The sequence below is a fragment of the Reyranella sp. genome (assembly GCF_052439685.1).
GTDB lineage: Bacteria > Pseudomonadota > Alphaproteobacteria > Reyranellales > Reyranellaceae > Reyranella.
This window is the reverse complement of the sequence record NZ_JBQVQG010000001.1, coordinates 173,620-195,822: the sequence shown is the minus strand read 5'-3', so window position 1 is coordinate 195,822 and position 22,203 is coordinate 173,620. Positions and strand designations below refer to the sequence as shown.

21 protein-coding genes are annotated in these 22,203 nt (G+C 66.2%); 11 read left to right on the top strand and 10 right to left on the bottom strand.

Going from position 1 to position 22,203, the window contains the following annotated elements:
- Positions 1-5: 5 nt before the first annotated feature.
- Positions 6-1,595: an ABC transporter substrate-binding protein gene (locus tag ACT6UX_RS00985; protein WP_444773267.1), complete on the bottom strand. Its 1,590-nt coding sequence runs from the start codon at positions 1,593-1,595 to the stop codon at positions 6-8.
- Positions 1,596-1,750: 155 nt separating this feature from the next.
- Here ACT6UX_RS00985 and ACT6UX_RS00980 point away from each other — a divergent pair, with 155 nt between their 5' ends.
- From ACT6UX_RS00980 to ACT6UX_RS00970, 3 genes are all read left to right on the top strand, one after another.
- Positions 1,751-2,617: an isocitrate lyase/PEP mutase family protein gene (locus tag ACT6UX_RS00980; RefSeq protein ID WP_444773266.1), complete on the top strand. Its 867-nt coding sequence runs from the start codon at positions 1,751-1,753 to the stop codon at positions 2,615-2,617.
- 31 nt (positions 2,618-2,648) lie between these two features.
- Positions 2,649-3,089, top strand: coding sequence for an SET domain-containing protein (locus ACT6UX_RS00975; RefSeq protein WP_444773265.1), 441 nt, complete (start codon positions 2,649-2,651; stop codon positions 3,087-3,089).
- Between the two features lie 61 nt (positions 3,090-3,150).
- A complete protein-coding gene (locus tag ACT6UX_RS00970; RefSeq protein WP_444773264.1) occupies positions 3,151-3,330 on the top strand; it encodes a hypothetical protein in 180 nt (59 codons plus the stop codon).
- A gap of 7 nt (positions 3,331-3,337) precedes the next feature.
- Here the strand turns inward: ACT6UX_RS00970 and ACT6UX_RS00965 are convergent, their stop codons facing one another.
- Both ACT6UX_RS00965 and ACT6UX_RS00960 read right to left on the bottom strand, forming a co-directional pair.
- Positions 3,338-3,769 carry a DUF3775 domain-containing protein gene (locus ACT6UX_RS00965; protein ID WP_444773263.1) on the bottom strand — a complete coding sequence of 144 codons (432 nt, stop codon included), beginning with the start codon at positions 3,767-3,769 and terminating at the stop codon, positions 3,338-3,340.
- 81 nt (positions 3,770-3,850) lie between these two features.
- Positions 3,851-5,302, bottom strand: coding sequence for an FAD-dependent monooxygenase (locus ACT6UX_RS00960; protein WP_444773262.1), 1,452 nt, complete (start codon positions 5,300-5,302; stop codon positions 3,851-3,853).
- A 275-nt stretch (positions 5,303-5,577) separates the two neighbouring features.
- Between ACT6UX_RS00960 and ACT6UX_RS00955 the strand changes: the two genes are divergently transcribed.
- Both ACT6UX_RS00955 and ACT6UX_RS00950 read left to right on the top strand, forming a co-directional pair.
- On the top strand, positions 5,578-5,790 hold the full coding sequence (locus ACT6UX_RS00955) for a cold-shock protein (protein WP_298311601.1): 213 nt from the start codon (positions 5,578-5,580) through the stop codon (positions 5,788-5,790).
- Positions 5,791-5,980: 190 nt separating this feature from the next.
- A complete protein-coding gene (locus ACT6UX_RS00950) occupies positions 5,981-6,196 on the top strand; it encodes a hypothetical protein (protein ID WP_444773261.1) in 216 nt (71 codons plus the stop codon).
- Positions 6,197-6,280: 84 nt separating this feature from the next.
- Here the strand turns inward: ACT6UX_RS00950 and ACT6UX_RS00945 are convergent, their stop codons facing one another.
- Complete coding sequence (locus ACT6UX_RS00945) at positions 6,281-6,952, bottom strand: TetR/AcrR family transcriptional regulator (protein ID WP_444773260.1); 672 nt, start codon at positions 6,950-6,952, stop codon at positions 6,281-6,283.
- A 219-nt stretch (positions 6,953-7,171) separates the two neighbouring features.
- Here ACT6UX_RS00945 and ACT6UX_RS00940 point away from each other — a divergent pair, with 219 nt between their 5' ends.
- Entirely contained in the window at positions 7,172-7,444 is a 273-nt protein-coding gene (locus tag ACT6UX_RS00940) for a hypothetical protein (RefSeq protein ID WP_444773259.1), read from the top strand.
- Between the two features lie 22 nt (positions 7,445-7,466).
- Here ACT6UX_RS00940 and ACT6UX_RS00935 read toward each other — a convergent pair whose 3' ends face one another.
- Together ACT6UX_RS00935 and ACT6UX_RS00930 are read right to left on the bottom strand one after the other, a co-directional pair.
- Positions 7,467-8,681: an MFS transporter gene (locus ACT6UX_RS00935; RefSeq protein ID WP_444773258.1), complete on the bottom strand. Its 1,215-nt coding sequence runs from the start codon at positions 8,679-8,681 to the stop codon at positions 7,467-7,469.
- Positions 8,682-8,733: 52 nt separating this feature from the next.
- A complete protein-coding gene (locus ACT6UX_RS00930; protein WP_444773257.1) occupies positions 8,734-10,188 on the bottom strand; it encodes an MFS transporter in 1,455 nt (484 codons plus the stop codon).
- 70 nt (positions 10,189-10,258) lie between these two features.
- Here ACT6UX_RS00930 and ACT6UX_RS00925 point away from each other — a divergent pair, with 70 nt between their 5' ends.
- Positions 10,259-11,233, top strand: a complete 975-nt coding sequence (locus ACT6UX_RS00925; protein ID WP_444773256.1) for a Bug family tripartite tricarboxylate transporter substrate binding protein — start codon at positions 10,259-10,261, stop codon at positions 11,231-11,233.
- A gap of 20 nt (positions 11,234-11,253) precedes the next feature.
- Positions 11,254-13,017 carry a flavin-containing monooxygenase gene (locus tag ACT6UX_RS00920; RefSeq protein ID WP_444773255.1) on the top strand — a complete coding sequence of 588 codons (1,764 nt, stop codon included), beginning with the start codon at positions 11,254-11,256 and terminating at the stop codon, positions 13,015-13,017.
- A gap of 89 nt (positions 13,018-13,106) precedes the next feature.
- Here the strand turns inward: ACT6UX_RS00920 and ACT6UX_RS00915 are convergent, their stop codons facing one another.
- On the bottom strand, positions 13,107-14,297 hold the full coding sequence (locus tag ACT6UX_RS00915) for a GntT/GntP/DsdX family permease (RefSeq protein WP_444773254.1): 1,191 nt from the start codon (positions 14,295-14,297) through the stop codon (positions 13,107-13,109).
- Here ACT6UX_RS00915 and ACT6UX_RS00910 point away from each other — a divergent pair.
- The gene (locus tag ACT6UX_RS00910; protein WP_444773253.1) at positions 14,296-15,522 is read left to right on the top strand and encodes a glycoside hydrolase family 5 protein; all 1,227 of its coding nucleotides are present in this window, start codon (positions 14,296-14,298) and stop codon (positions 15,520-15,522) included. The genes ACT6UX_RS00915 and ACT6UX_RS00910 overlap by 2 nt on opposite strands.
- Here ACT6UX_RS00910 and ACT6UX_RS00905 read toward each other — a convergent pair.
- Genes ACT6UX_RS00905 through ACT6UX_RS00895 form a run of 3 tightly spaced genes read right to left on the bottom strand, consistent with a single transcriptional unit; the run spans position 15,505 to position 18,699 of the window.
- A complete protein-coding gene (locus tag ACT6UX_RS00905) occupies positions 15,505-16,746 on the bottom strand; it encodes a glycosyltransferase (RefSeq protein ID WP_444773252.1) in 1,242 nt (413 codons plus the stop codon). The two genes, ACT6UX_RS00910 and ACT6UX_RS00905, sit on opposite strands and share 18 nt — an antisense overlap.
- Positions 16,747-16,751: 5 nt before the next feature.
- The gene (locus ACT6UX_RS00900) at positions 16,752-17,642 is read right to left on the bottom strand and encodes a glycosyltransferase family A protein (RefSeq protein WP_444773251.1); all 891 of its coding nucleotides are present in this window, start codon (positions 17,640-17,642) and stop codon (positions 16,752-16,754) included.
- 22 nt (positions 17,643-17,664) lie between these two features.
- Entirely contained in the window at positions 17,665-18,699 is a 1,035-nt protein-coding gene (locus tag ACT6UX_RS00895) for a glycosyltransferase family 2 protein (RefSeq protein ID WP_444773250.1), read from the bottom strand.
- A 273-nt stretch (positions 18,700-18,972) separates the two neighbouring features.
- Between ACT6UX_RS00895 and ACT6UX_RS00890 the strand changes: the two genes are divergently transcribed.
- Together ACT6UX_RS00890 and ACT6UX_RS00885 are read left to right on the top strand one after the other, a co-directional pair.
- Complete coding sequence (locus ACT6UX_RS00890) at positions 18,973-20,790, top strand: type I secretion system permease/ATPase (RefSeq protein WP_444773249.1); 1,818 nt, start codon at positions 18,973-18,975, stop codon at positions 20,788-20,790.
- Positions 20,787-22,091 (top strand): HlyD family type I secretion periplasmic adaptor subunit, encoded by a 1,305-nt coding sequence (locus ACT6UX_RS00885; protein WP_444773248.1) that lies wholly within the window; start codon positions 20,787-20,789, stop codon positions 22,089-22,091. Before ACT6UX_RS00890 ends, ACT6UX_RS00885 begins: the two co-directional genes overlap by 4 nt.
- Positions 22,092-22,203 lie beyond the last annotated feature (112 nt).

The following is a 22,203-nucleotide window of genomic DNA, read 5'->3' as shown; positions in this document are numbered from 1 at the left end:
CGAAGTCAGCGATCGATCCAGACGTCCTCGAAGCGCCAGTTGTTGTAGATGCTGTTGATGTGCAGCGTCACGTTCTTGACGTGCGGCTGCCAGCATCCGGCGATGCGGCCGTGGCTGATGATCGGCCGCGCCACGTCCTCCTGAAGCTTCCGGTCGATCGCCCAGACCAGCTCCTGTCGCTTCCTGCGGTCGGTTTCGCGCGACTGCTCCTCGAAGAGCTTGGTCATCTCCGGGTCGCAGTAGTTGTTGTAGTTGCGCAGCGAGCCGCAGGCATAGCCCTCGAACAGCGTCACGTCCGGATCGTCGACCGCGCTGCCGGTGAGGTTGAGCGCGACGACGTAATCCTTCTTGAAGACGCGGTTGTAGTAGATCGTCGTGTCGATGATCTCGAGTTCGGCATCGATCCAGATCTGCTTGAGCTGGTCGATGAGGATCACCGCCGGGTCCTTGTAGGTGGCGATGTTGCGGGTGCTGACCTTGAGCTTCAGCCGCTTGTCGGGTCCGTAGCCCGCCTGGCTCATCAGCGCCCTTGCTTCTTCGCGCGCCTTGTCCACGTCGCCATAGCCGATGAGGCCCTCCAGCTTCTCCGGAGGCAGGCCCCAGACGCCGTCCGGCGGCGGCAGCAGGGCGCCGCCCATCTTGCCTTCTCCTTCGCTCAGGATCCTGATGAAGGCCTCGCGGTCGAGCGTCAGCGCCATGGCGCGGCGGATCTTCGGATCGTCGAAGGGCGCGACTTCGCGATTGACGATCAGGTTGGTGCTGACGCCGCTCTCGCGCATGGTGCATTGCGCCTGGGGCGCGTCGCGCTTGATGTTCTTCAGGAGCGGCACGGTGACGTCGGCCGGAAAGGTCATGTCGAACTTGCCGGCGACGAAGGACAGCATCCGCGTCGAGCGATCGGGGATGATCGAGAACTCGATGGCATCGAGATAGGGGCGACCCGGCTTCCAGTAGTCCGGGTTTTTCACCAGCTTGATGCCCTCGTTCATTCTGAAGTCGGCCAGCTTGAACGGGCCGGTCCCGACCGGTTTGCGCCGCATGTCGGCGGCCGGCACGTGGCACGGATAGATCGGCGTGTAACCGGAGGCTAGCAATGCGAGCAGCGAAGGTTGCGGCTGCTTCAGGTGGAAGGTCACCTCCGTCGGGCCGTCGGCGGTCACCTTTTCGACGTTGCCGTACCAGGCGCTGCGCGGATTGCGGCGCAGTCGGTCGGGCGTGAGGATGAGTTCGAACGTGCAGGCGACATCGGCTGCCGAGAAGGGCTTGCCGTCGTGCCACTTCACGCCGTCGCGGGTCGTGAAGACCAGCTTGCGCCCGCCATCCTTCGTTTCCCAGCCCGTCGCGAGGTCGGGCACGATGGAGTCGAGGCTGTTCTTCGGAACGTTCTGATCGAAGACGACGAGGTTGTTGTAGATCGCCATGAAGGGGACGGCGACCGAGACGGTCGACTCCTCGTGGATGGAGGCGCTCGGTGGCGTGTCCATATGCTGTATGCGCAGCGTGCCGCCGCTTTTCTGCGCCCATGAGGCTCCGGACCAGCCGATAAGGCCGGCGGCGAGGAAGACCGAAACGAAACGCGTCTTGTCGGCTTTCATTCTTTGTTTCCTCCGATGATGTCTTGTTGTTGGTGCTGTGGTCTCCGTGGGATTGCAGTGCGAATGAGAGCCTAGACCGCAGGCGGTCGTGGTGTCGACCCGGCTTCCTGGTCTGCTATCGTCCGCCGCCTTTCAGCGAATCCGAGGAGATCGTCTTGACCACTGCCCCCCAGCGTCTGCGCGCCCTGCTGGCCGAGCCCGGCCTCGTCGTCATGCCGGCCGTGTGGGACGGGCTCACCGCGAAGCTGACCTATGGCGAGGGCTTCAAGACGGCGTTCCTCTCGGGCTCTTGCGTGGCCGCCAGCCGCCTGGGCGGTCCCGATCTCGACCTCGTCTCGTTTGGCGAGATGTTCGATTCCTTCAACATGGTGCACAGCGCGGCGCCCGACCTGCTGGTCCTGGCCGATGGCGATCACGGCTACGGCAATGCGATGAACGTGCAGCGCACGGTCAGCGCCTATGGCCGCGCCGGTGCCGCCGCGGTGCTCATCGAGGACAAGATCACGCCGCGCGCGCTCACGGCCGCCGGCAAGCCCTGCCTGCCGCGCGAGGAAGCGCGCATGAAGATCCGCGCCGCCGTCCAGGCAGCGAAGGAGTCGGGCATCCTCGTCCTGGCGCGCACCGACTGCCGGCCGACGCAGGGTATCGACGAGGCCGTGGCGCGCATCGAGATGTATGTCGAGGAGGGCGCCGACATCCTGTTTCTCGACTCGCCGGCCGATGACGAGGAGATCCGGCGCGGGATCGCCGCCGCCAAGGGCCGTCCGTCCTTTGCCGTCCTGTCGCCCGGCGCGCCGCGCGCCACGCCGTCACAGACGGAGGCTGCGAAGCTTGGCTTCAAGATCGGTACCTATCCGACCGGCATGCTGTCGCCGGCCGCCGCCGGCATGAAGGCGGGACTGGCGGCGCTCAAGGCCGGAGAAGCGGAGAGCAAGAGCGCCCTGTCGCCGGCCGATCTGCGCACGACGCTGGGCTATGCCGATTACGATGCCGCGGCCAAGCCGTTCATCGTGAAGAGCTGACGTCCGCCGCCTCTACGAAAGTCAGCCCTCCATGAAGCGCAAGACCAGCAAGGCGTTCGTCTATCTCGGTGCCTCCTCGATTCACGGTCTCGGCTGCTTCGCCGACATCGACATCAAGAAGGACGAGCTGGTCCGGGTGTGGGACGGCAAGGACAGCCGTTTCATCCCTGCCGCGAGGGCTCATGCCTCGCCGCAGGTGCAGCTCATCAAGCGCTTCGGTATCCGAACCGCGCGCGGGTACTGGGTCCCGCTTGATTTCCTGCGCATTTCGACCGGCTGGTACATGAACCACTCTGCCGATCCCAACATCGGCTCCGATGACGGCGACGTGACCTACTACGCCCTGCGCGACATCGAGGCCGGCGAGGAGCTCACCATGGACTACCGGCTCATGGACGAGCATCACGACAATCTCGACCGTGACGAGGTCGTCCCGGCCTCATCGCAGCCGAAACCGCGCCGTCGCCGCTGAGGCAACGGTCTCGGCAACCCGTTGCGTGCCTCCCCGTTCGCTTCCCAACGAGGAGGACGAGATGAACCAGGATCGGGACCCCAAAGCCCGCGAACGGGCCAACGGCGAGATCGACGGCAGGACGGATATCGAGGAGCGCGTGCCCTCACGCGACGGAGACACGGCACGGACCGTCAGGCCTGAAGATGAGGATCGGCGCGTGCGGCCGGGAGAAAAGCGGCCGCACGGAACGATGCCCTGAGCGGAAGCTACAGGTGGTCCTTCTCGAAATCCTCGCAGGACAGGCCTAGCGCGGACAGACCGTCAGCCAGATGGTCGGCGAGCAGGGGCTGCCCCAGGAGATAGGCCGAGGTCCGGTCGTTGCGCGAGTCGCGGGCCTGGATGCGCAGATCTTCCCAGTCCTCGAGGTCGCCGTCGCCCCGGCCGAGCCACAACAAGGCCACGAGATCGACCTTCTCGTCCTCGTCGAGGGCCTCGATGAAGGCGACGAGTTCGGCCTCGGTGGGATCGTCCTCATGCTCTTCCAGGATCGAAATCCCGCCATCGTCGGCAGCATTCGAGGCTGAATCGGGATCCGTCTCGACGTCCTGAACGTCGAATTCCCGTGCCTTCACGATGATATGGCACACCATGTCGGTCGCGATCGCGATCGCGGGCGGGTTCGTGAGGCCGTCGGACATCAAGCGTCTCCAGAGGGTCTGCAGGTCAGGCCGTCCAACGATTGGCCCTCCGATACGTTCCGGAAGGTCGATCCGATGACATCAGACCAGAGCCGCCAGATAGGCTTCGGCGCGTGCGGAGTCCGCGGATGATCCCGCGAAGCCGACATAGCCATCGGGCCGGATGAGCCGCAGCGTGTGACCCCCGGGGACAGCCACCACCAGCCGGGGAAATTTGTCAGCAAGGGCCGTCACGACGACGGCCGGACCCCATGCGGTGAACTTGCGGCCGCCCATGCCGTCGGGGAGCCGCTGCGGCCAGCGTTGCCCGGGCTTCGGGCCGTCGGAGAATCCGGCGGCGTGCGCGGTCAGGGGACTGTCCGGATAGCCGATATCCATCTCGGCAAGCTGGTCGGCGACCCTGTGCCGGATCTGTGGGAAGCCCGTGGCAAACCGCAGGATCGCATTCCGCACATCCTGCAGGAGCGGATTCCTGAGCGTTGCGGCTTCGGTCATCAGCCCGGCATTCCTCAGCACGCGGTCACCGACGGCGCTGCGCTCCCGCGAATAGCTGTCGAGCAGGAACGGTTTAGCGGCCCCCTCGATGACGAGCGCGAGTTTCCAGGCGAGATTGAAGGCGTCCTGCATGCCGGTATTCATGCCCTGGCCACCCGCCGGGCTGTGGATGTGCGCCGCGTCGCCCGCCAGGAACACGCGGCCTCTCGAATAGTCCCTGACCTTGCGCTCGTTGATGCGGAAGGCGGCCAGCCACACCGGGTCGGACATCACGATGCCGGGCGAACCGCGGCGCGCGATCAGCTCGTTGATCTGATCGAGCGTCGGGTCGGGATGCGTGTCGGAGTCCCTGGCCGGTCCGAGATCGGCGATCACCCGCCAGCGATCGGCCGCGATGGGAAAGAAGGCCAGGATGCCGTCACGGTGCCAGAAGATGTGCAGATGGTCGCCAGGGCTGAGGCCAGAGATATGTCCATCGGCCAGCGCCCAATGCGACTGCAGCGTCGAGCCCTCGAACTCGAAGCCGAGCCCATGCCGCACCGCCGAATGGGCACCGTCGCAGCCGATCAGCCATTCCGTTTCGACGGTTTCACGTGCGCCGTTCGTTTTCGCGAGCCTGGCTTCGACCGACGAGCCCGTGTCGGTGAACCCGGTCAGTTCGACCTCGCGCTCGACCGTCACGCCGGAAGCGGCCAGTCGCTCCTCGAGGACGCGCTCGGTTTCGCTTTGCGCGATCATCAGCGCATAGGCGAAGCGGCTGTCGATCACGCCGAACGACACCTCGGCGACGACCTGCGTGCCGGTCGAGATCCGGGCGCCGTGTGCCGGCATGCCGGCAGCCAGGAAGCCGGTGACATAGCCGGCGTCGTCGAAAAGTTCGAGTGAGCGGCTCCACAGGACGAGCGCCTTCGACTTGTCGGTCCGTTGCACTGCCTTGTCGACGATTCGAACGGGGATACCGTGGCGGACGAGCTCGTTGGCGAGCGTGAGGCCGACCGGGCCTGCGCCCGAGATGAGCACTTTGGGATGATCCGCCAAGATATTCTCCCTGCACGACACGTCGGATCGAGCCTAGCCGCGCTTCGCACTGCGGCCAATCGGTCCTTGCAAAACCCCCGGCAAAAGGCCATATGCAGGCGGTCGATAGACGGACAGACGATTTTGGTCCGCGTTTCCGGTTTCGCCGGCAGCCCGCTCCACGAACTTTGATCCCGAAAACCAGTGCGAATTCGACGGCCGGCTGCGCGTTCCCTTTGTTTTTTCTGTGGGACGCCGCGCGGTTCAGCATATCTAAAGTAGTGAAAGGGTTACCCATGGCGACGGGAACCGTGAAGTGGTTCAATATTCAGAAGGGCTTCGGCTTCATCCAGCCGGACAACGGCGGTGCCGATGCCTTCGTGCACATCAGCGCCGTCGAGCGCGCCGGCATGGGCACGCTCAACGAAGGTCAGAAGGTCGAGTATGAACTCGTCTCCGATCGTCGCAGCGGCAAGATGTCGGCCGACAACCTGAAGTCGGTCGGCTGATCGCGCGGCTGCCGGTAACGGCGGCCACGTTCAGCGACTTGAGATGACCCCGCACCCTCTGGGTGCGGGGTTTTTCATTGCCTTTCGGGCGAGTTGGCCCGCGAGACGCAGCACTTCTCTACGCATTTCCGACGGGGAACGCCGAGACACGCCCTCGTGGTCGACGGACCTGAACCGATATGGAGGCCCCATGGCCAAGAAATCCAGCAAGCGTACGGAGTACGTGCTGTTCAACGTCACCTACGAAGACGGCAGCCAGCGCTCCAACCGGCGCGTCCCGCTCGAAGCCCTCGAAGGGCTCGAGAAGGATCTGCCCGCCCGCGAAATCATCGCGGAGCAGGATCGCGAGGTCGCCGAGAAGTCCGGCAAGCCCGTGCTCGCGATCAAGACCCTCGTGCGCGCCTGACTCTCTACTCGGGCGAAGCGTTCCGCCTCGGCACTTCCTTCAACTCGGTGAAGGGCAGCTATCGCGGCGTAAATCCCGCAACCGTCATGCAGTTGCTGCTTGCGCCTGGTCCGGTGGAGTGGGAGGCAGCAGACGGTCGATCGCCGTGATCCAGGCCTTGCGCGCTTCGGCGACCGACAGGCCATGGCGCTCGCGCGTGCGGCCCCAGCTTTCGAAGTCCGTCAGTTGCTCCAGCGCGATCAGCAATATCTTTCGTTCGACCTCCGGCAGCGGGGCAAGTTCGGCATGATAGTTCAGCGCCAGGCCTCTCCACGTCACGTCGCGAATCTGTCTGATGCGCTCGCTTACCAGTTCCGATTCGGTCTGATGATGCAGCAGAACCCGCCATAGCGGGAGCCAGCGCTCGCAGATGCTGGAACGCCTCTCGACATTGGCGTGCAGGCGTTCGATCCGGGTGCCGCTCCGGTCTTGACGAATGGCGCGGGCTATTGTCTCGGCAAAGGCATAGTCGGCTGCGGCGATGGTAAGAGCCAGAAGATCATCGAAGCGCTCGAAGACCGATCGCACGGAATAGCCGGCGCGTCGGGCAATCTGCGCCGCCGTGGGCAACTGCGGCCCCTCGTTCAGCAATTCCAGATAGGCTTCGATGATGATCTGTTTGGTGCGCTCGCTGCGGAGCGCCCGGCCGTCCACGCGACGCGGCTTCGGCGGTAGTGCCTCGGGTTGGATCGCGATTATAGGGTCGCCGTCCTGCACCGGATCCACTCCTTAAACCCTCTAAAGTTGCGGGTGCCGTTCAAATTTCTGCGTCATTCATGCCGCCGTTCCGCCGCGGGGTCCATGAATATTTAACGGATTATCATGTCAGATGATCGAACGCCTGCAGCACCGACAGGCGCGACGGAACGTCTGTGCTTTCCCATCCGAAGAGTCGCTATAGTGACCACGAACTGGATTTTCGAGGAAGCTTAAGTCATGCGTCGTATCCTTCTGCCCCTGCTCGGCCTCTCCCTTCTGCCCGCCGCTGCCCAGGCCGACCAGGCTGCCGCCGCGGCCTGCTCGGCTCAGCTCTCCAAGGACGGGCAGCTGCTCTACGGCAAGGTCGCGCCCACCATGACGCCCCAGACCAACATCAAGGATGCCCTCACCAGCGTCGCCCGCCCCATGGTGATGGGCGGCTCGATGTCCCGCGACACCGCCCGCGCTGCCGCCGAAGCGGCCGGTGAGTGCCTGAAGCTCTTGAAGTGACCGCTCGGCCGTAAGGCCGTCTTCACGACCCTGGTGGCGCCGGTCTTCTGCGCAGCGCCAGCACCATGGCGCCGGTGAGCACGAGCCCGGCGACCGCCATCACGACAACGGCGCCTCGGGTGCCGAGTTCGTCGGACAGCGCGCCGGCCGCGAGCTGTCCGAGCGGGCCTGTCCCGATGCACACCGTAACGACGCCCATCAGCCGGGAACGCATCTCGGGCGGGGCCTCGGTCAGCATCAGGGTCGACTGCATGTTGCCGAAACCCGCCGTTCCGAAGCCGCCGATCACCAGCAGGGCGAAGGCCAGCCAGTAGGACGGCGACAGCGCCATGAAGATGAGCGCGACCATGAACAGCGCCGCGCCGCCGGCAAAGGCGAGCCGCCGGTCCATGCGCAGGAGGCCCGCCGCAATCAGCGCACCGCCCATCAGCGCGCCCAGAGGCTCGCCGGCCGCCAGCAGCCCGACCAGGGCCGGCGAAACATGGAACTCGCCTTGGCCGAGCGGTGCCACCAGGCCCGAATAGGCGAAGGCGAAAGCGTTGGTGACGATGGTGACGCCGAACACCAGCAGGATGGTGGGCCGCGTCCAGGCGAAGCGCAGCCCTTCGGCGATGTCGTGGGGAATGCGCACGAGGTCGAGCCGCCGCGTCACCTGCGCGTGGGCGAGGCCCGCGATCGCGAAGGCGCCGGCGAATTGCACCAGGGCGGTGAGGGTGTAGGCACCCTTCATGCCCAGCCATTCGAAGGCGATGCCGCCCAGCAGCGGCCCCACCGCGCGCGTCGCCGCCGAGGTGACGCTGTCGAGCGCGATGGCGTTGACGATCCGGTGCGGACCGGCGACCTCGCCGACCATGCGCCGGCGGGTCGACATTTCGGTCGACCACATCGTGCCGGAGACGAGGTTGCCCAGCGCCACATGCCAGACTTCGAGGTGGCCCGCGACGGCGAGCGAGGCGAGCAGGGTCGAGATCAGGGCCGGCACCACGAGCGCCAGCATGAAGATCAGCTTGCGGTTCACCGCTTCGGAGATGGCGCCAGCGAAGGCGCCGAACAGGAGCTGCGGAATCTGCCGCAAGGCGACCACGACCGTGACGGCGAAGGCGGAGTGCGTGACCTCCCACGCGAAAAGGCCAGACGCCAGCAGCTCCAGCCAGCGCATCGCATTGGCGAAGGCGCCGACCAGCCACAGTCTCAGGAAGTCGGGCGAGCGCAACAGCTCCCGGATCGGCGAGTCCATTGACCGGAGGTTACCCGTCCCTCACCGCGAGGCGAAGCCCGGCAGCCGATTTTTAGCGCCCGATCTCCTCCAGATTGACGCCTGCCGTCTCGATGCGAAACCACCAGGTGACCAGCGCGCCGAGCAGGGATGTGAAGACGAGGGCGGTCAGCAGGAAGTCGGTCCCCGCGTCGGCCAGGATCACCGGGAAGATGAAGGCCGTCAGCACTGCCCCCATCTTGGCGAAGGCGGCGGCGAAGCCCGCTCCCTTGCCTCGGATATGGGTCGGGAAGACCTCGCCGGCCAGCAGATAGGTCTGCGCGTTGGGCCCGAGGTTGGTCATGAAGTTGAACAGCATGAAGCCGCCGAACAGCAGCATCGTGCGCGCCGGCTCCTCGACATGGGATTGCAGCGCGGCCATGGCGAGCCCGGCGGCGCAGCCGAGGAAGCCCAGCACCTGGAGTCGGATCCGGCCCACCCTGTCGGACATCAGCACGGCGGCGAGGATGCCCACGATCAGCAAGATGTCGACCAGGGCCGCACCCTTTGCCCCTTGGAGATCGCGGGCGATGATCGCCGTGACGTTGTGGGCCTTCACGACCTCGTGCCCGATCGTGTGGGCGAGGATCGTCGGCGTGAAGATGCCGATGCCGTAGGTCCCGAGGTCCTGCAGGAACCAGGGCACGGAAGCCAGGATCGTGGCGCGCCGGTTCTTCCGGTTGAAGAGCTCGCCCCAGCGTCCATGCCGGTGATGGCCACGGGTGGCAGAAGAGGCACCCTCGGCCAGACGCACCTGCTTGGGGTATTGCGGGCTGCGCTTCAGGAGGCGCCGCAGCTCGCGCTCCGCCTCGGCGTGGCGGCCGCGGCTCACGAGCCACTGGCCGCTGTCGCTCACGAACAGCCGGGCGAACACCAAGAACGCGGCCGGTACGATCGCCATGGCGTACATCCAGCGCCAGGCATCGAGCGAGGCATCGAAGGTCAGGATCACGAAGCCCAGTGCCGTGCCGACGAGCGCGCCAATCGCCTGGAAGGCGAAGGCGCCCAGCACCAGCTTGCCGCGGTCGCGGCTGGGAATGCTCTCCGAGATCACGAGGTGCGCGGTGGGGTAGTCGCAACCCAGCGCCAGGCCGACGCCGAACAGGAAGAAGACCAGCCAGCCGAAGCTCGGTGCGACGGTCAGGCCGGCCAGGAAGACGACGAAGACCAGCATTTCGATCACGAACATGCGGCGGCGACCGTAGGTGTCGGCCAGGCCGCCCAGCGCGATGGCGCCGATCATGATGCCGGCCAGGGTGGCGGCGCTCACCAGGCCCTTGCCGGTGGGCGAAAGACCGAATTCCTCGACGATCAGCGGCAAGGCGACGCCGGTCATGAATACGACCAGGCCTTCGAAGAACTTTCCGGCGGTTGCGAGCGTCCAGATGCGCCACTGCATCTGGGTCATCGGCACACTGGGGGTCGGCGTCCCGTCGGGCCATGACGGGGTCTGGTCGATATAGCCCTGGACGCTTCGAGGTTCAGCCATCTGGACAGATTACCCAGCGAGGTTACGCTGCGGTGTCTAAAAAGAAAAAAACACAAATCGGGGAAACGCCATGAAGAGACGGAGCCTGCTCGTCGCGGCCCTTGCCGCGCCGTCGATCGTTCCCGCCGTTGCACGGGGCCAGGGGGCGTGGCCCACCAGGACCGTGAAGTTCATCTGTCCCTTTGCGGCGGGCGGCGGCACCGACACGGTGAGCCGTCTGATGTGCGAACAGCTTTCGCGTTCGCTTGGCCAAAGCTTCGTCGTCGAGAACAAGGGCGGCGCGGGCGGCAACATCGGCACGGTCGAACTCGCGCGGGCGGCCCCCGACGGCTACACGATCGGCCTCATCTCGGTGGCCAGCCATACGCTGAACCCGATGCTCTATTCGAGGCTGCCCTATAATCCGGACAAGGACATCGTGGCGGTCTCGCGCGTCGCGCTCCTTGCCAACCTGCTGGGCGTGACGCCGTCGCTGCCGGCCAACAACGTCGCCGAGCTGATTGCGCTCTGCAAGAAGGAGCCGGGCAAGTATTCCTTTGCCTCGTCGGGCCCCGGCACGTCGCTGCACCTGAGCGGCGAGCTGTTCAAGAAGATGGCCGGGGTCGACATCATCCATGTCCCCTACAAGGGCGCCGGCCCGGTCTATTCCGACCTGATGGCGGGCGTGGTGAACATGATGTTCGCCAACATGCCCTCGATGCTGCCGCAGGTCCGCGGCGGAAAGCTCAAGGGGCTGGGCGTCACCTCGGCCCAGCGCTCCAAGGCTGCACCCGACATCCCGGCCATCGCCGAGACCGTGCCGGGTTATGTCGCCACCTCGTGGTACGGGATCGGCGCACCGGCCGGCACGCCCGAACCGATCCTGGCCAGGCTCGAGGCCGCGATCGCCGAGGCGCTGAAGTCGCCCGTGATCCAGAAGCGCTGGAACGACGATCTCGGGCTCGACCTGCCGCCGCCCGGCCGTGCCGGTTTCGACCGGTTCCTGGCCGAGGACCGCAAGCTCTGGGAGCCCGCGGTCAAGGCCTCGGGCGTGAAGCTCGACTGATTTTCTTCGGGAGTAGTTTGATGTCCGTACAGTTTGCCGAAGTTCCTGACGAGGCCGGAGAGATCGCCACGCGTTGGCTCGATTCATTCGGGGCCGCGCTTCAGGCTCGGGATGCCGCTTCCATCGCGGCGACGTTCATGCCCGACGGCCATTGGCGCGACGTGCTGGCCTTCACCTGGGACGTCGTCACCCGTTCCGGGCGGGGGGCGATCGAGGCGGCTCTGGTGCCGGTGCTGACACGCACCGCCGCGAAGGATGTGGAGATCCCCGCCGCGCGCACGCCGCCGCGTCGCGTGAAGCGGGCCGGCATCGAGTGCATCGAGGCGATCTTCGAATTCGAAACCGCCTTCGGCCATGCCAACGCCGTCGTGCGCCTCGTCGAGTCCGATGGCGCGTGGCGGGCCTGGTCGCTGCTCACCACGCTCGAGGAGTTGCAAGGCTGGCCCGACGGGAGGCCGCGCGAGCTGAGCGATGCCGAGCGCTACAGTCGCGACTTCGGCGGCGACAACTGGCTCGACCAGCGCCGGAAGGCACAGGCCTATGAGGATCGCGATCCGGCCGTGCTCGTGGTCGGCGGCGGTCAGGCAGGTCTGGCGACCGGCGCGCGCCTGCGGGCGTTGGGCGTCGATACGCTGATCGTCGATCGCCATCAACGCATCGGCGACAACTGGCGGCGGCGCTATCATTCGCTCACCCTGCATAACGAGGTGCACGTCAATCACCTGCCGCTGATGCCGTTCCCCTCGACCTTTCCGGTGTTCATTCCCAAGGACAAGCTGGCGAACTGGTTCGAGGCCTATGTCGAGAATCTCGACCTCAACTACTGGACCGACACAGAGCTCACCTCGGGCCGCTATGACGAGGCCGCTCAACGGTGGACGGTGAGCCTGAAGCGCGGCGACGGGACGGAGCGCGAGCTGCATCCGCGCCATGTCGTCTTCGCCACCGGCGTCAGCGCCATTCCGGTCAAGCCATCGCTGCCGGGTCTCGATTCGTTTGCCGGCACGGTGATGCATTCCGGGGCCTATACGAACGGCGTGGACTGGAAGGGGCGCAAGGCGATCGTGGTCGGCACCGGCAACAGCGGCCACGACGTGGCGCAGGATCTCTGCGCCAGCGGCGCCGATGTGACCCTGGTACAGCGCAGCCCGACCTACGTCGTGTCGATCCGGGAGGCCCAGAAGGTCTATGCGATCTACACCGAAGGCCTGCCGTTCGAGGATTGCGACCTGCTGGCCGCCGCCTCGCCCTATGCGGTGATGCGGCGCGCCTACCAGCTCTCGACCGCCGAGATGCGCCAGGTCGACCGCGATCTCCTGGCGGGACTGGAGAAGCGCGGCTTCCGCCTCACCTATGGCGAGGACGATACCGGCTTCCAGATGATGTATCTGCGCCGCGGCGGTGGTTACTACTTCAACGTCGGCTGCTCCGACATGATCGTCGAGGGGCGAATCAAGCTGCTGCAGTACGACGACATCGCAGGGTTCGAGGCCGGCGGCGTGCGCCTCAAGGACGGCACCCTGCGCGAGGCCGAACTGGTAGTGGTCGCCACCGGCTACAAGAACCAGCAGGAAACGGTGCGGGCCTTCCTGGGCGACGCGGTGGCCGATCGGATCGGTCCGGTCTGGGGCTTCGATGCCGGCGGCGAACTCGCCAACATGTTCAAGCCGACGCCGCAGCCCGGCCTGTGGTTCATCGCCGGCAGCCTTGCCCAATGCCGCATCTATTCGCGCTACCTCGCCTTGCAGATCAAGGCCCGCGAGGAGGGGCTCATCGCGGGATGACGGGAGTCTCGACACCAATGAGATCCGCCGTCTCGCCACTCCGCGCTTCGGTCGAGACGACGGACTTGATGATCTGACTTCGTCCCGATCTAAATGAACTGACGGATCGCCGCGATCACGATCAGGGCGCCGATTGCCATGACGGCGCTGCCCAGCGAGATCACGTAGAGGGCGCGGCCGGGCGAGAGCCGGCCCATATGGGCTGCGATCCAGAAGAACGGGTCGTTGACGTGGCAGATCGCCATCGATCCCGCACCCACGGCCGCGGCCGCGATGGCGCGGCCCGAGGCGCTGTCGAGGCCGAGCGCCGGCAGCATCGGCTCGACCATGCCCGAGGCCGTGAGGACGGCGGTGAGCGAATTGCCCTGCATCGTCTTCACGATGGCCGCGGCCAGGAACGGCGTCAGCACCCCGTAGCGCGGGTGCAGCGCATATTCTGCCAGCAGCTCCGACATGCCGGTCTCGTCGAATACCCGGGCGAGGCCGCCCGATGCACCGACCGCCAGGAGAAGTGGCGCCCACGACCGGCCGGCCAGGACCGAAGGCTCCCAGCGCCGTGCGAACAGGACCGCCAGGGTGACGGCGATGGCCGTCAGCATCAACGGCCTGGAAATACCGATGTAGAATTCGCGAGCGCCGCCCCTGCCCAGAGGTTCGCTTGGCATCTGCGCCACCGACTGCAGGAACAGCAGCCCGAGCGGGATGCCGATGCAGAGCCAGGCCCAGGAGAGCTGTCCTTCGGTCGGCTGGGAGGGGACCTGCCGCGCCACGTGCCACCAGCCCAGTGCCACGGCGACCGCGGTAACAGGCAGGGCGAGCATGAACCCGCTCCAGAGGCCGGCTTTCATCACCGAGGCGGCAGCGACGGCGAGCGGCGACGGCGCCAGGAGCGCGGCGACCGCGAGCAAGGTGAGCGCGAGGCCCAGCGCACGCCGCGGAGCGTCCTGCCCTGCCGGCTGCAGGAGCGCCAGCCCGGCCGGCGCCGAGGCTCCAAGGCCCGCTACCAGACCGGCCGCCGCCGAGGTTCCTGTGCCGAGCGGCGTGCGCAGGACCAGACCTCCGACCAGCGCTCCCGCGACGACCAGCAGGCCCGTCTGTTCCAGTGCCGCCGTGAAACCCAGCCCGAACGCCTTGCCGACCGAGTCGAAGGTCATGTCGGCGGCGATGCCGTAGACGACCACGGTGGCCATGATCGCGAGAAAGACGGGCAGGCGGACGCGCTGGATGAGGAAGACGATGGCGGCGACCGCCATCGGCAGAAGAAGCGAGGCGAGAATCATGACGGAGCGAACCTTAGTGTCCTGCTACAGTCCCGTCATGCGCCTCCTCGTCGCTCTCCTGATGTTGCTTGGTTATGTCGCGCCCCTCCATGCCGAGGCGTTGGTCCGGATCGAGGGCAAGAATTTCGTCGAGCCAAACGGTCGCATCCTGCGCCTCAAGGGAATCAGCCTCGGCAACTGGCTGATGCCGGAAGGCTACATGTTCAAGTTCGAGGTCGCGAAGTCGCCGCGCCAGATCTATGGCGCCTTCGACCGGCTTCTGGGGCCGGAGCGCGCCGCACGGTTCTGGCGGCAGTATCGTGACGCCTATGTTACCGAGGACGACATCCGCTTCATCAAGGCGGTCGGCTTCAACATGGTGCGGATTCCGCTGCACTGGCGGTTGTTCATGACCGCCGACGGTGAACTGGGCGGCGATGGCTGGCCGCTGCTCGACCGGGTGGTCGGCTGGGCCGCCGCCGCCGGCCTGTACGTGATTCCCGACCTGCACGCGGCGCCCGGTGGCCAGACCGGGATCAACCATGATGACGGGCCGGGCTATCCGCTGATGTTCTACGTGCGGCGCGACCGCGATCTCACCGTGAAGCTGTGGCGGGCAATCGCGCAGCGCTATCGCGGCAATCCCACGATCCTGGGCTACGACATCCTGAACGAGCCGATCGCCCCGTACCACGACGTGGCGACCCTGAACGCGCGGCTGGAGCCGTTCTACAAGCGGACGACGGCGGCGATCCGCGAGGTCGATCCCGAGCGCATCGTGATCCTGGCGGGCGGCCAGTGGAGCTCCAGCTTCGCCATGCTCGGGCGGCCCTTCGCGCGCAATCTCGCCTATACCTATCATTCGTTCTGGGCCTCGACGCAGCGCGATGCGATCCAGCGGCACCTGAACTTTGCGAACTTCTACGACGTGCCGCTGTTCCTCGGCGAGACAGGGGAACTCAATGACGAATGGAACGAGGAGTTTCGTCGCCTGCACGAGATGCACGGGATCGGCTGGTCCTTCTGGACCTACAAGAACCTCGATACGCAATCGACCATCGTGTCGATCCCGCGGCCCGATGGCTGGAACGAGATCGTGGCCTACGCCGATGGCACTCTGAAGGAGAGGCCGTCCGAGGAGGTGGTGGACCGGGCCACCGGGCAATATCTCGACGGCATCCGGCTGCACAATGGCACGGTGCGCTGGTCCTATCTTGCGTCGCTCGGCTTAAGGGGCAGCCCCTAGCAGACGACGCAGGGCGTGGGTGGCTCCGTGATGCGGACGCGCGCGCGCAGCCTCGACGGTGGCCTCCAGAATGTCGCGCAGGGAGTCCTTCGCCGTGACGGCAGCCGACGAGGCCCGGGCTTTCAGGGTATCCAGCCGGCTCAGAGCGTCGACCGTGGCCTCGGCGAGCCCATCCGGACTGTAGCGGGACATGGCAACGCCGTGCCCTTCCTCGAAGGCGGGCCACGCGAAGGCGCAGTCCGCAGGCGCCACGATGGGGATGCCCATGCGTCGCGCCTCGTTGGACATTCCCGAGCCGCGTGCGCTGTAGGACTCGGGATCGTATGGAAGCAGCAGCAGGTCGGTACGGGAAAGCAGGTCGATATAGTCTTCGTCGGACAGCACGCCCCTGCGTATGTCGACGCGCGGCCCGAGCTTTTCCAGATCGTCGAAGATCCAGCTCTCGTCCTCGGCATCCGATCCCGCGACGATCCCATGAACCGTGAAGCGCGACGTCGGATGACGTTGCAGCAGCCGTGGGATCGCCTCGGGCAGCAGACGGTAGCCCTTCGAACGATTGGCGAATCCGGCGATCGTCAGATGAGGATGATCGGTCGTGTCCGAAGGCGATTCCAGGGGCGAGGACGGCAGGGCGATACCGGCACCCGATGCGACGCCGACGTCGAAGGGCAGCAGCTTGCGATAGAACGCGGCCATGGCTTCCGTCTCGCTGTAGGCGGTGAGATGCCGCCGGTCGCCGAGGGCCGCGAGAAGGGCGGTGAAGCCACGGCGCGCCTCGTCATGACAGGGGATCGAGGCGGGATTGTACGGCGCGAGCTGGTGATGGGGCCCATAGAGCAGCCACATCAGCACCTGAGGCGGAGGCTTCAGCGGGTGGCGCCTCAACACGCGCGCCACGGAGGCAGCGAGTACCTGATCGCAGCAGGGCAGGATCAGGATATCGGGCCAACTGCCAGGATGTTTCAGGGCGCGCGCCAGTTCGCGACTCGTCTGGGCGACTCGCCCCTCGAACTCTCTGGGGCTGGCATAGTCGCGGCCATACACCGGCCCCGTGAAGACGGCCGTACAGTCGAGCGCGCGCGCGACGTCTGGCGTGGCGGCGATGGAGCCGAGGCAGGGGGCGTCGATCCCCAGCCCGGCAAGCTCGGCCTGCAACCGGTCTATCGCGGCGTAATGATGCCCGCCGCGGGAATGGATGGCCGGATCGACGATGAGCGTCTTCATCGTCATCACCGTTGGAGCGCGCGCCAGGCGGGACGATAGCGCTCCATGGCCTGGCGCAGCCGCATCGTGGCACGCCATCGCAAGCCGAATTCGCTGGCATTGTAGAGATGCTGCTGTGGCGCCCGGACCTGCAGGTCGGGGAAGACGAACAGGCGGCCGCCGGCGCTTGCGATCGCCTCGTTGAAGGCGACATGCTCCGAGACTTCGCGTCCCTCGGCGTCGAGGCCGAGATACCTCGCGTTCAGCGCATAGGGCATGCGGTAAAGCCCCAGCCCGCCGAACGCCGAGCGAACCTCGATCGGTTCCATCTGTGGCGGCAATACGATCTGGCGGGCGAAGACTTCACGGAACTTGGCGGCCTCGAACGATTCGCCGCTCGGCCGTCCCCAGATCCGGTGCCAGCAATCGTGCGGGCACCAGGTTGGATGCCGGAGCGCCCAGATGTCGTAGTAACAGGGGGAGGCGCTCGCGAACACGGCGGCCCGGTCGGGTGAAGCGTCGAGCCATTCGGCTGCTCGGACATAGGACCCGAGGTCGAGTGGTGCGGCGAGGACGTCGTCCATGTCCGCGACGACCAGGTGGCCGTATTCCGCGAAAGCGGAGCCGCGCACTTCTTCCAGGCAGGCGTTGCGCGCGAAAGCGATGCGTTCGGTCCGCAGCTCGAACCGTCCGGCGAGCTCGCCGAGATCGAGAACCTTCCCTGCCCGTTCCTTACCCATCCAGTTCCGTAACAGGGTGGCGGTGGCGTCGGTTGCGTCGCTGACGGCGAAAATGAAGGCCGTCCGATCGTAGAGCTGCGACAGCTTCGCGAGATTGGCGAGAACGTCCGGCAGCCAGCGGGCACAGTCACGGGCCGTGCCGACGAAGACGGCGCTGTCGAGGCTTCTTCCTGTCACGCCGCCTCCAGCGCGCCGAGCGTCATCGTCGTTCGCCCATGAATGAACGAGCGCGACCGAGCACGTTCCGTGTTCCGGTCGATAGCGAGTCGAGGAAGCGGATCCACGAGCCCCTGCTGCCGGTCGAGCGGGCATCGAGCGCTCGCTTCACCAGCGCCTGCGAATGGGCGTGACGCCACTCGCCGAAGGAGGCCCGGATGGAGGAGGCTTCCTGGTCGAGGACGCGCTGCACCAGCTGGAGGATGTGGCTGCTGATCGGTCCCCAGTCCTTGGTCGAGGAGTTATACGCGCCGCCCATGACCGTGGCGTTCGAATGTTTGTTGGAGCCGTGCATGCGATAGCCATACAGGGCATCGTGAATGGCGATCGAGCCCGTCAGCAGGCCGGCGAAGGTCGACAGGTAGTAGTCGAGGTAGAGTCTCAGGTCCTGGTCGGGGACGACGAGCACAAGGTCCACGAAGCTGCGCCGGAACATCATGCTCGCCATGCTGTTCGTGGCGCTGAGCGCCGTCCAGTGCGGATGCATGGTCAGCCGCCCGCTCCTGGGAAAGGAGAACTGGCCGGTCGTGGTGTCGATCGTCGGTGCCATTGCGGGGTCGATGCCGCTGTGGCCCCTGACGCCATGCTCGAACCACCAGGCAGTGCCCGCCAGCGCACGGTCATCGGCGTCGATGATGTGCGAATCGCAGTAGGTGAGGGCGACGGGGAAGTCGGCATTCATATGAACGCACAGATGCCGCTCTATGAAATTTTCATACCAGATGTCGTCGGAATCCAGGAAGCCGACGAAAGGCGTGTCCAACTGCGCGAGTCCGCGTTTGATCGCGCCGGTCTGTCCGACATTGGTGTCCAGGCGGACATAGTCGAATCTTGAATCGCCGAGACGCGACAGGCACTGGCGAATCTCTTCGTCGGAATTGTCCGTCGAGGCATCGTCGACGACGAGCGTGCGAAGGTTTCGGCAGGACTGGCGGGCGACCGACTCGATGGCTCTCCCCACGAAGGCGCCGTTGTTGTAGTTGGCAATCACCACACCGACCGGAGGTGCTGAAGGCATGCTGACCGTTTCCGTCTGCTTAAATTGAAGGCTGGCGATCGCACGGAATATGCGGCGGCCTGAAGATGGTCGACGATCGTGCGCGCTGCAACCTCAAGCCGCCATCACGATGGTCGAAGGTTGCGATTCCCCATTATGTCGGCCCCGTGAAATCTCCGCCAACGCGGCTTTTGCAGTCAAAAGGGCGAGACAGCCGCGCTGGGCGAATGCTACGGGTCTCCCGCCTGCCGTCGAGGGACGGCAGGGGCGGCTGACTAGGACGTGACGAACGACATGACGCGAGCCCCTTCTCCAGCAGCAGGATCGCCACGGACGGAACTGGCGGAGGCATTGCGGTCATGCCGGACGTCCTATCTGGGCGTGGCGCTGTTCACCGCCGTCCTGAACATTCTATATCTCACCGGCTCGTTCTTCATGCTCCAGGTCTACGACCGGGTGCTGCCGAGTCGCAGCGTTCCCACCCTGGTGGCGCTCTGCCTTCTCGCTCTCGGCCTCTACGGTTTCCAGGCCATCCTCGACATCGTCCGCAACCGCGTCCTGATCCGGATCGCCGGCGGGTTCGCCGAGACGATGGACCGGCGAATCTACCAACTTCTGGTCAAGCTGCCGCTGCGGGCGCCGCAGATGAACGGTTTCGAGCCGGTTCGCGATCTCGACCAGATCCGCGGCTTCATGTCGGGGACCGGTCCGGCGGCACTGTTCGACCTGCCCTGGATGCCGCTCTATCTCGGCATCTGCTACCTGTTTCATCCGCTGCTCGGGCTCACGGCGACGGTGGGTGCCTTGATCCTGGTGGCCATCACCTTCATGACCGAGGTCAAGATCCGCCAGCCGTCGATCGAACTCTCGTCGCTCTCCAGCCGGCGGAACAGCCTGGCTGAAGCGAGTCGCCGCAATTCGGAGGTCCTGCATGCGATGGGCATGGTCGGCCGCTTCGCCCGCCAGTGGTCGGACTATGGGCGTCGCTACGTCGACGCCCATCAGCGGGCCGGCGACATCACCGGCGGCATGGGAAGCTTCTCGCGCGCGCTGCGCATGGCGCTGCAGTCCGCCGTACTGGCGGTCGGCGCCTATCTCGTGATCAAGCAGCAGGCGACGGCGGGCATCATCATTGCCGGCTCGATCCTCTCGGCGCGGGCGCTCGCGCCGGTCGAGCAGGTGATCGCCCAGTGGCGGGTCTTCGTCTCGGCACGACAGAGCTGGCACCGTCTCAACAACCTGCTGGCGCGAATCCCGGCCGACCGCAACATGCTGCAGCTGCCGAGGCCCAAGGCATCGCTGTCGGTCGAAGCGGTCAGCGTGGCGCCGCCGGGCGTGAACATGCTGGTGGCCCGTGACATCGCGCTCACCCTCAAGGCCGGGCAGGGGCTGGGCATCATCGGCCCCAGCGCGTCCGGGAAATCGTCCCTCGTACGCGCCCTCGTGGGCGTATGGCAGCCCGTGGCCGGCAAGATCCGGATCGACGGCGCCACCCTGGACCAGTGGTCGTCCGAAGCGCTGGGCGAGCATATCGGCTACCTGCCGCAGGACATGGAGCTGTTCGCCGGCACGGTCGCACAGAACATCGCCCGCCTGGAGCCCGAACCCGACGCCACCAAGGTGATCGCGGCGGCGCAGGCTGCCGGCGTGCATGAGCTGATTCTCGGCCTGCCCAACGGCTACGAGACCGAGATGGGCGAGGGCGGCACCGCCCTGTCGGCCGGACAGCGGCAGCGTGTGGGCCTGGCGAGGGCGCTCTACGGCGATCCCTTCCTCGTGGTGCTGGACGAGCCCAATTCCAGCCTCGACCATGACGGCGAGGAAGCCCTGACCCGGGCCATCATGTCGGTGCGGGCACGCGGCGGTATCGCCATCGTCGTCGCCCACCGGCCGAGCGCCCTGGCCGCCGTGGACCAGCTCATGGTGATGCGTGGCGGCCGGCAGCAGGCCTTCGGGCCGAAGGACGCCGTCCTGCGCGAGACGCTGAAGGCCGCGGCGCCTCAGACCGGCGCCGCCCAGGCCGCCGCCGCCCAGGCGGCGGGCGCCCAGGCGGCGGGCGCCCCGCCGTCTCCCCTTCGGATGCCGGTCGTTCGCCCGCGGGAGCCGTCATGACTCCGCCCGTGTCGATCCCGGCCATCACCCGCAAACCCCTCCTGGTCGGCGTCGCCGCCTGCCTCCTCCTCGTGTTCGGGGTCGGGGGCTGGGCGGCCACGACACAACTGTCCGGCGCGGTGATCGCGCCCGGCAAACTCGTCGTCGACACCAACGTGAAGAAGATCCAGCACCCGACCGGCGGCGTCGTCGGCGAGTTGCTCGTCAAGGAAGGCGACAAGGTCAAGCAGGGCGACGTCGTCGTCCGGCTCGACGGCACCCAGGCCAAGGCCAATCTCGGCATCGTGACCAAGTCGCTCGACGAGCTGGCCGCCCGCCAGGCGCGTTTCGAGGCGGAGCGGGACAACGACAAGGTCGTCGAGTTTCCGCCGGAGCTGACCTCGCGGGCGGGGGATCCGGAGATCGCGCGCCTGATGACCGGCGAACAGAAGCTGTTCGAGATGCGCCGGACGGCGCGTGACGGCCAGAAGGCCCAGCTCAAGGAACAGATCAAGCAGCTCAATCTCCAGATCGAAGGCACGGAGGCGCAGGAAGTCGCCAAGGGCAAGGAACTGAAGCTGCTCGCTCAGGAGCTGGAGGGCGTTCGCGTGCTGTGGAAGCAGAATCTCGTGCCGATCAGCCGCGTCACCACGCTCGAGCGCGATTCCGCCCGCATGGAGGGCGAGCGATCCGCCCTGGTCGCCTCCCTGGCGCAGAGCCGGGGCCGCATCGCCGAGCTCGAACTCAAGATCCACCAGATCGACCAGGATCTCGCCACCGAGGTCGGCAAGGAACTGGCCGAGATCCGCGCCAAGAAATCCGAGATGAGCGAGCGCCGCGTCTCGGCCGAGGATCAGCTGAAGCGCATCGATCTCGTGGCGCCGCAGGACGGCAAGGTGTTCCAGCGCAACGTCCACACCGTGGGCGGCGTCGTCCAGGCCGGCGAGCCGCTCATGCTGATCGTGCCGGACTCCGACGCGCTGATCGTCGATGCCAAGGTCGTGCCGCAGGACATCGACCAGATCCATGTCGGCCAGCACGCCGTCCTGCGCTTCGCCGCGTTCAACCAGCGCACGACGCCCGAGGTCGATGGCGAGGTGGTCCATATCGGGGCCGACGTCACGCAGGAGGACAGGGCGACGGAGCCCTATTACTCCGTGCGCATTCGCGTTTCCGAAGGCGAACTCTCCCGTCTCGAGGGACTGCACCTGCTGGCCGGCATGCCGGTCGAAGCCTTCATCCAGACCACGCCGCGCACCGTGGCCTCGTTCCTGGTCAAGCCGCTCAGCGACCAGCTCGCGCGAGCGTTCCGCGGGCGTTGAAGTCTGAGCGCGACAGAATCACCAATACTAACCTCATCGCGCGAGCGTTCCGCGGGCGTTGAAGTCTGAGCGCGACAGAATCACCAATACTAACCTCATGCTGAGGAGGCTG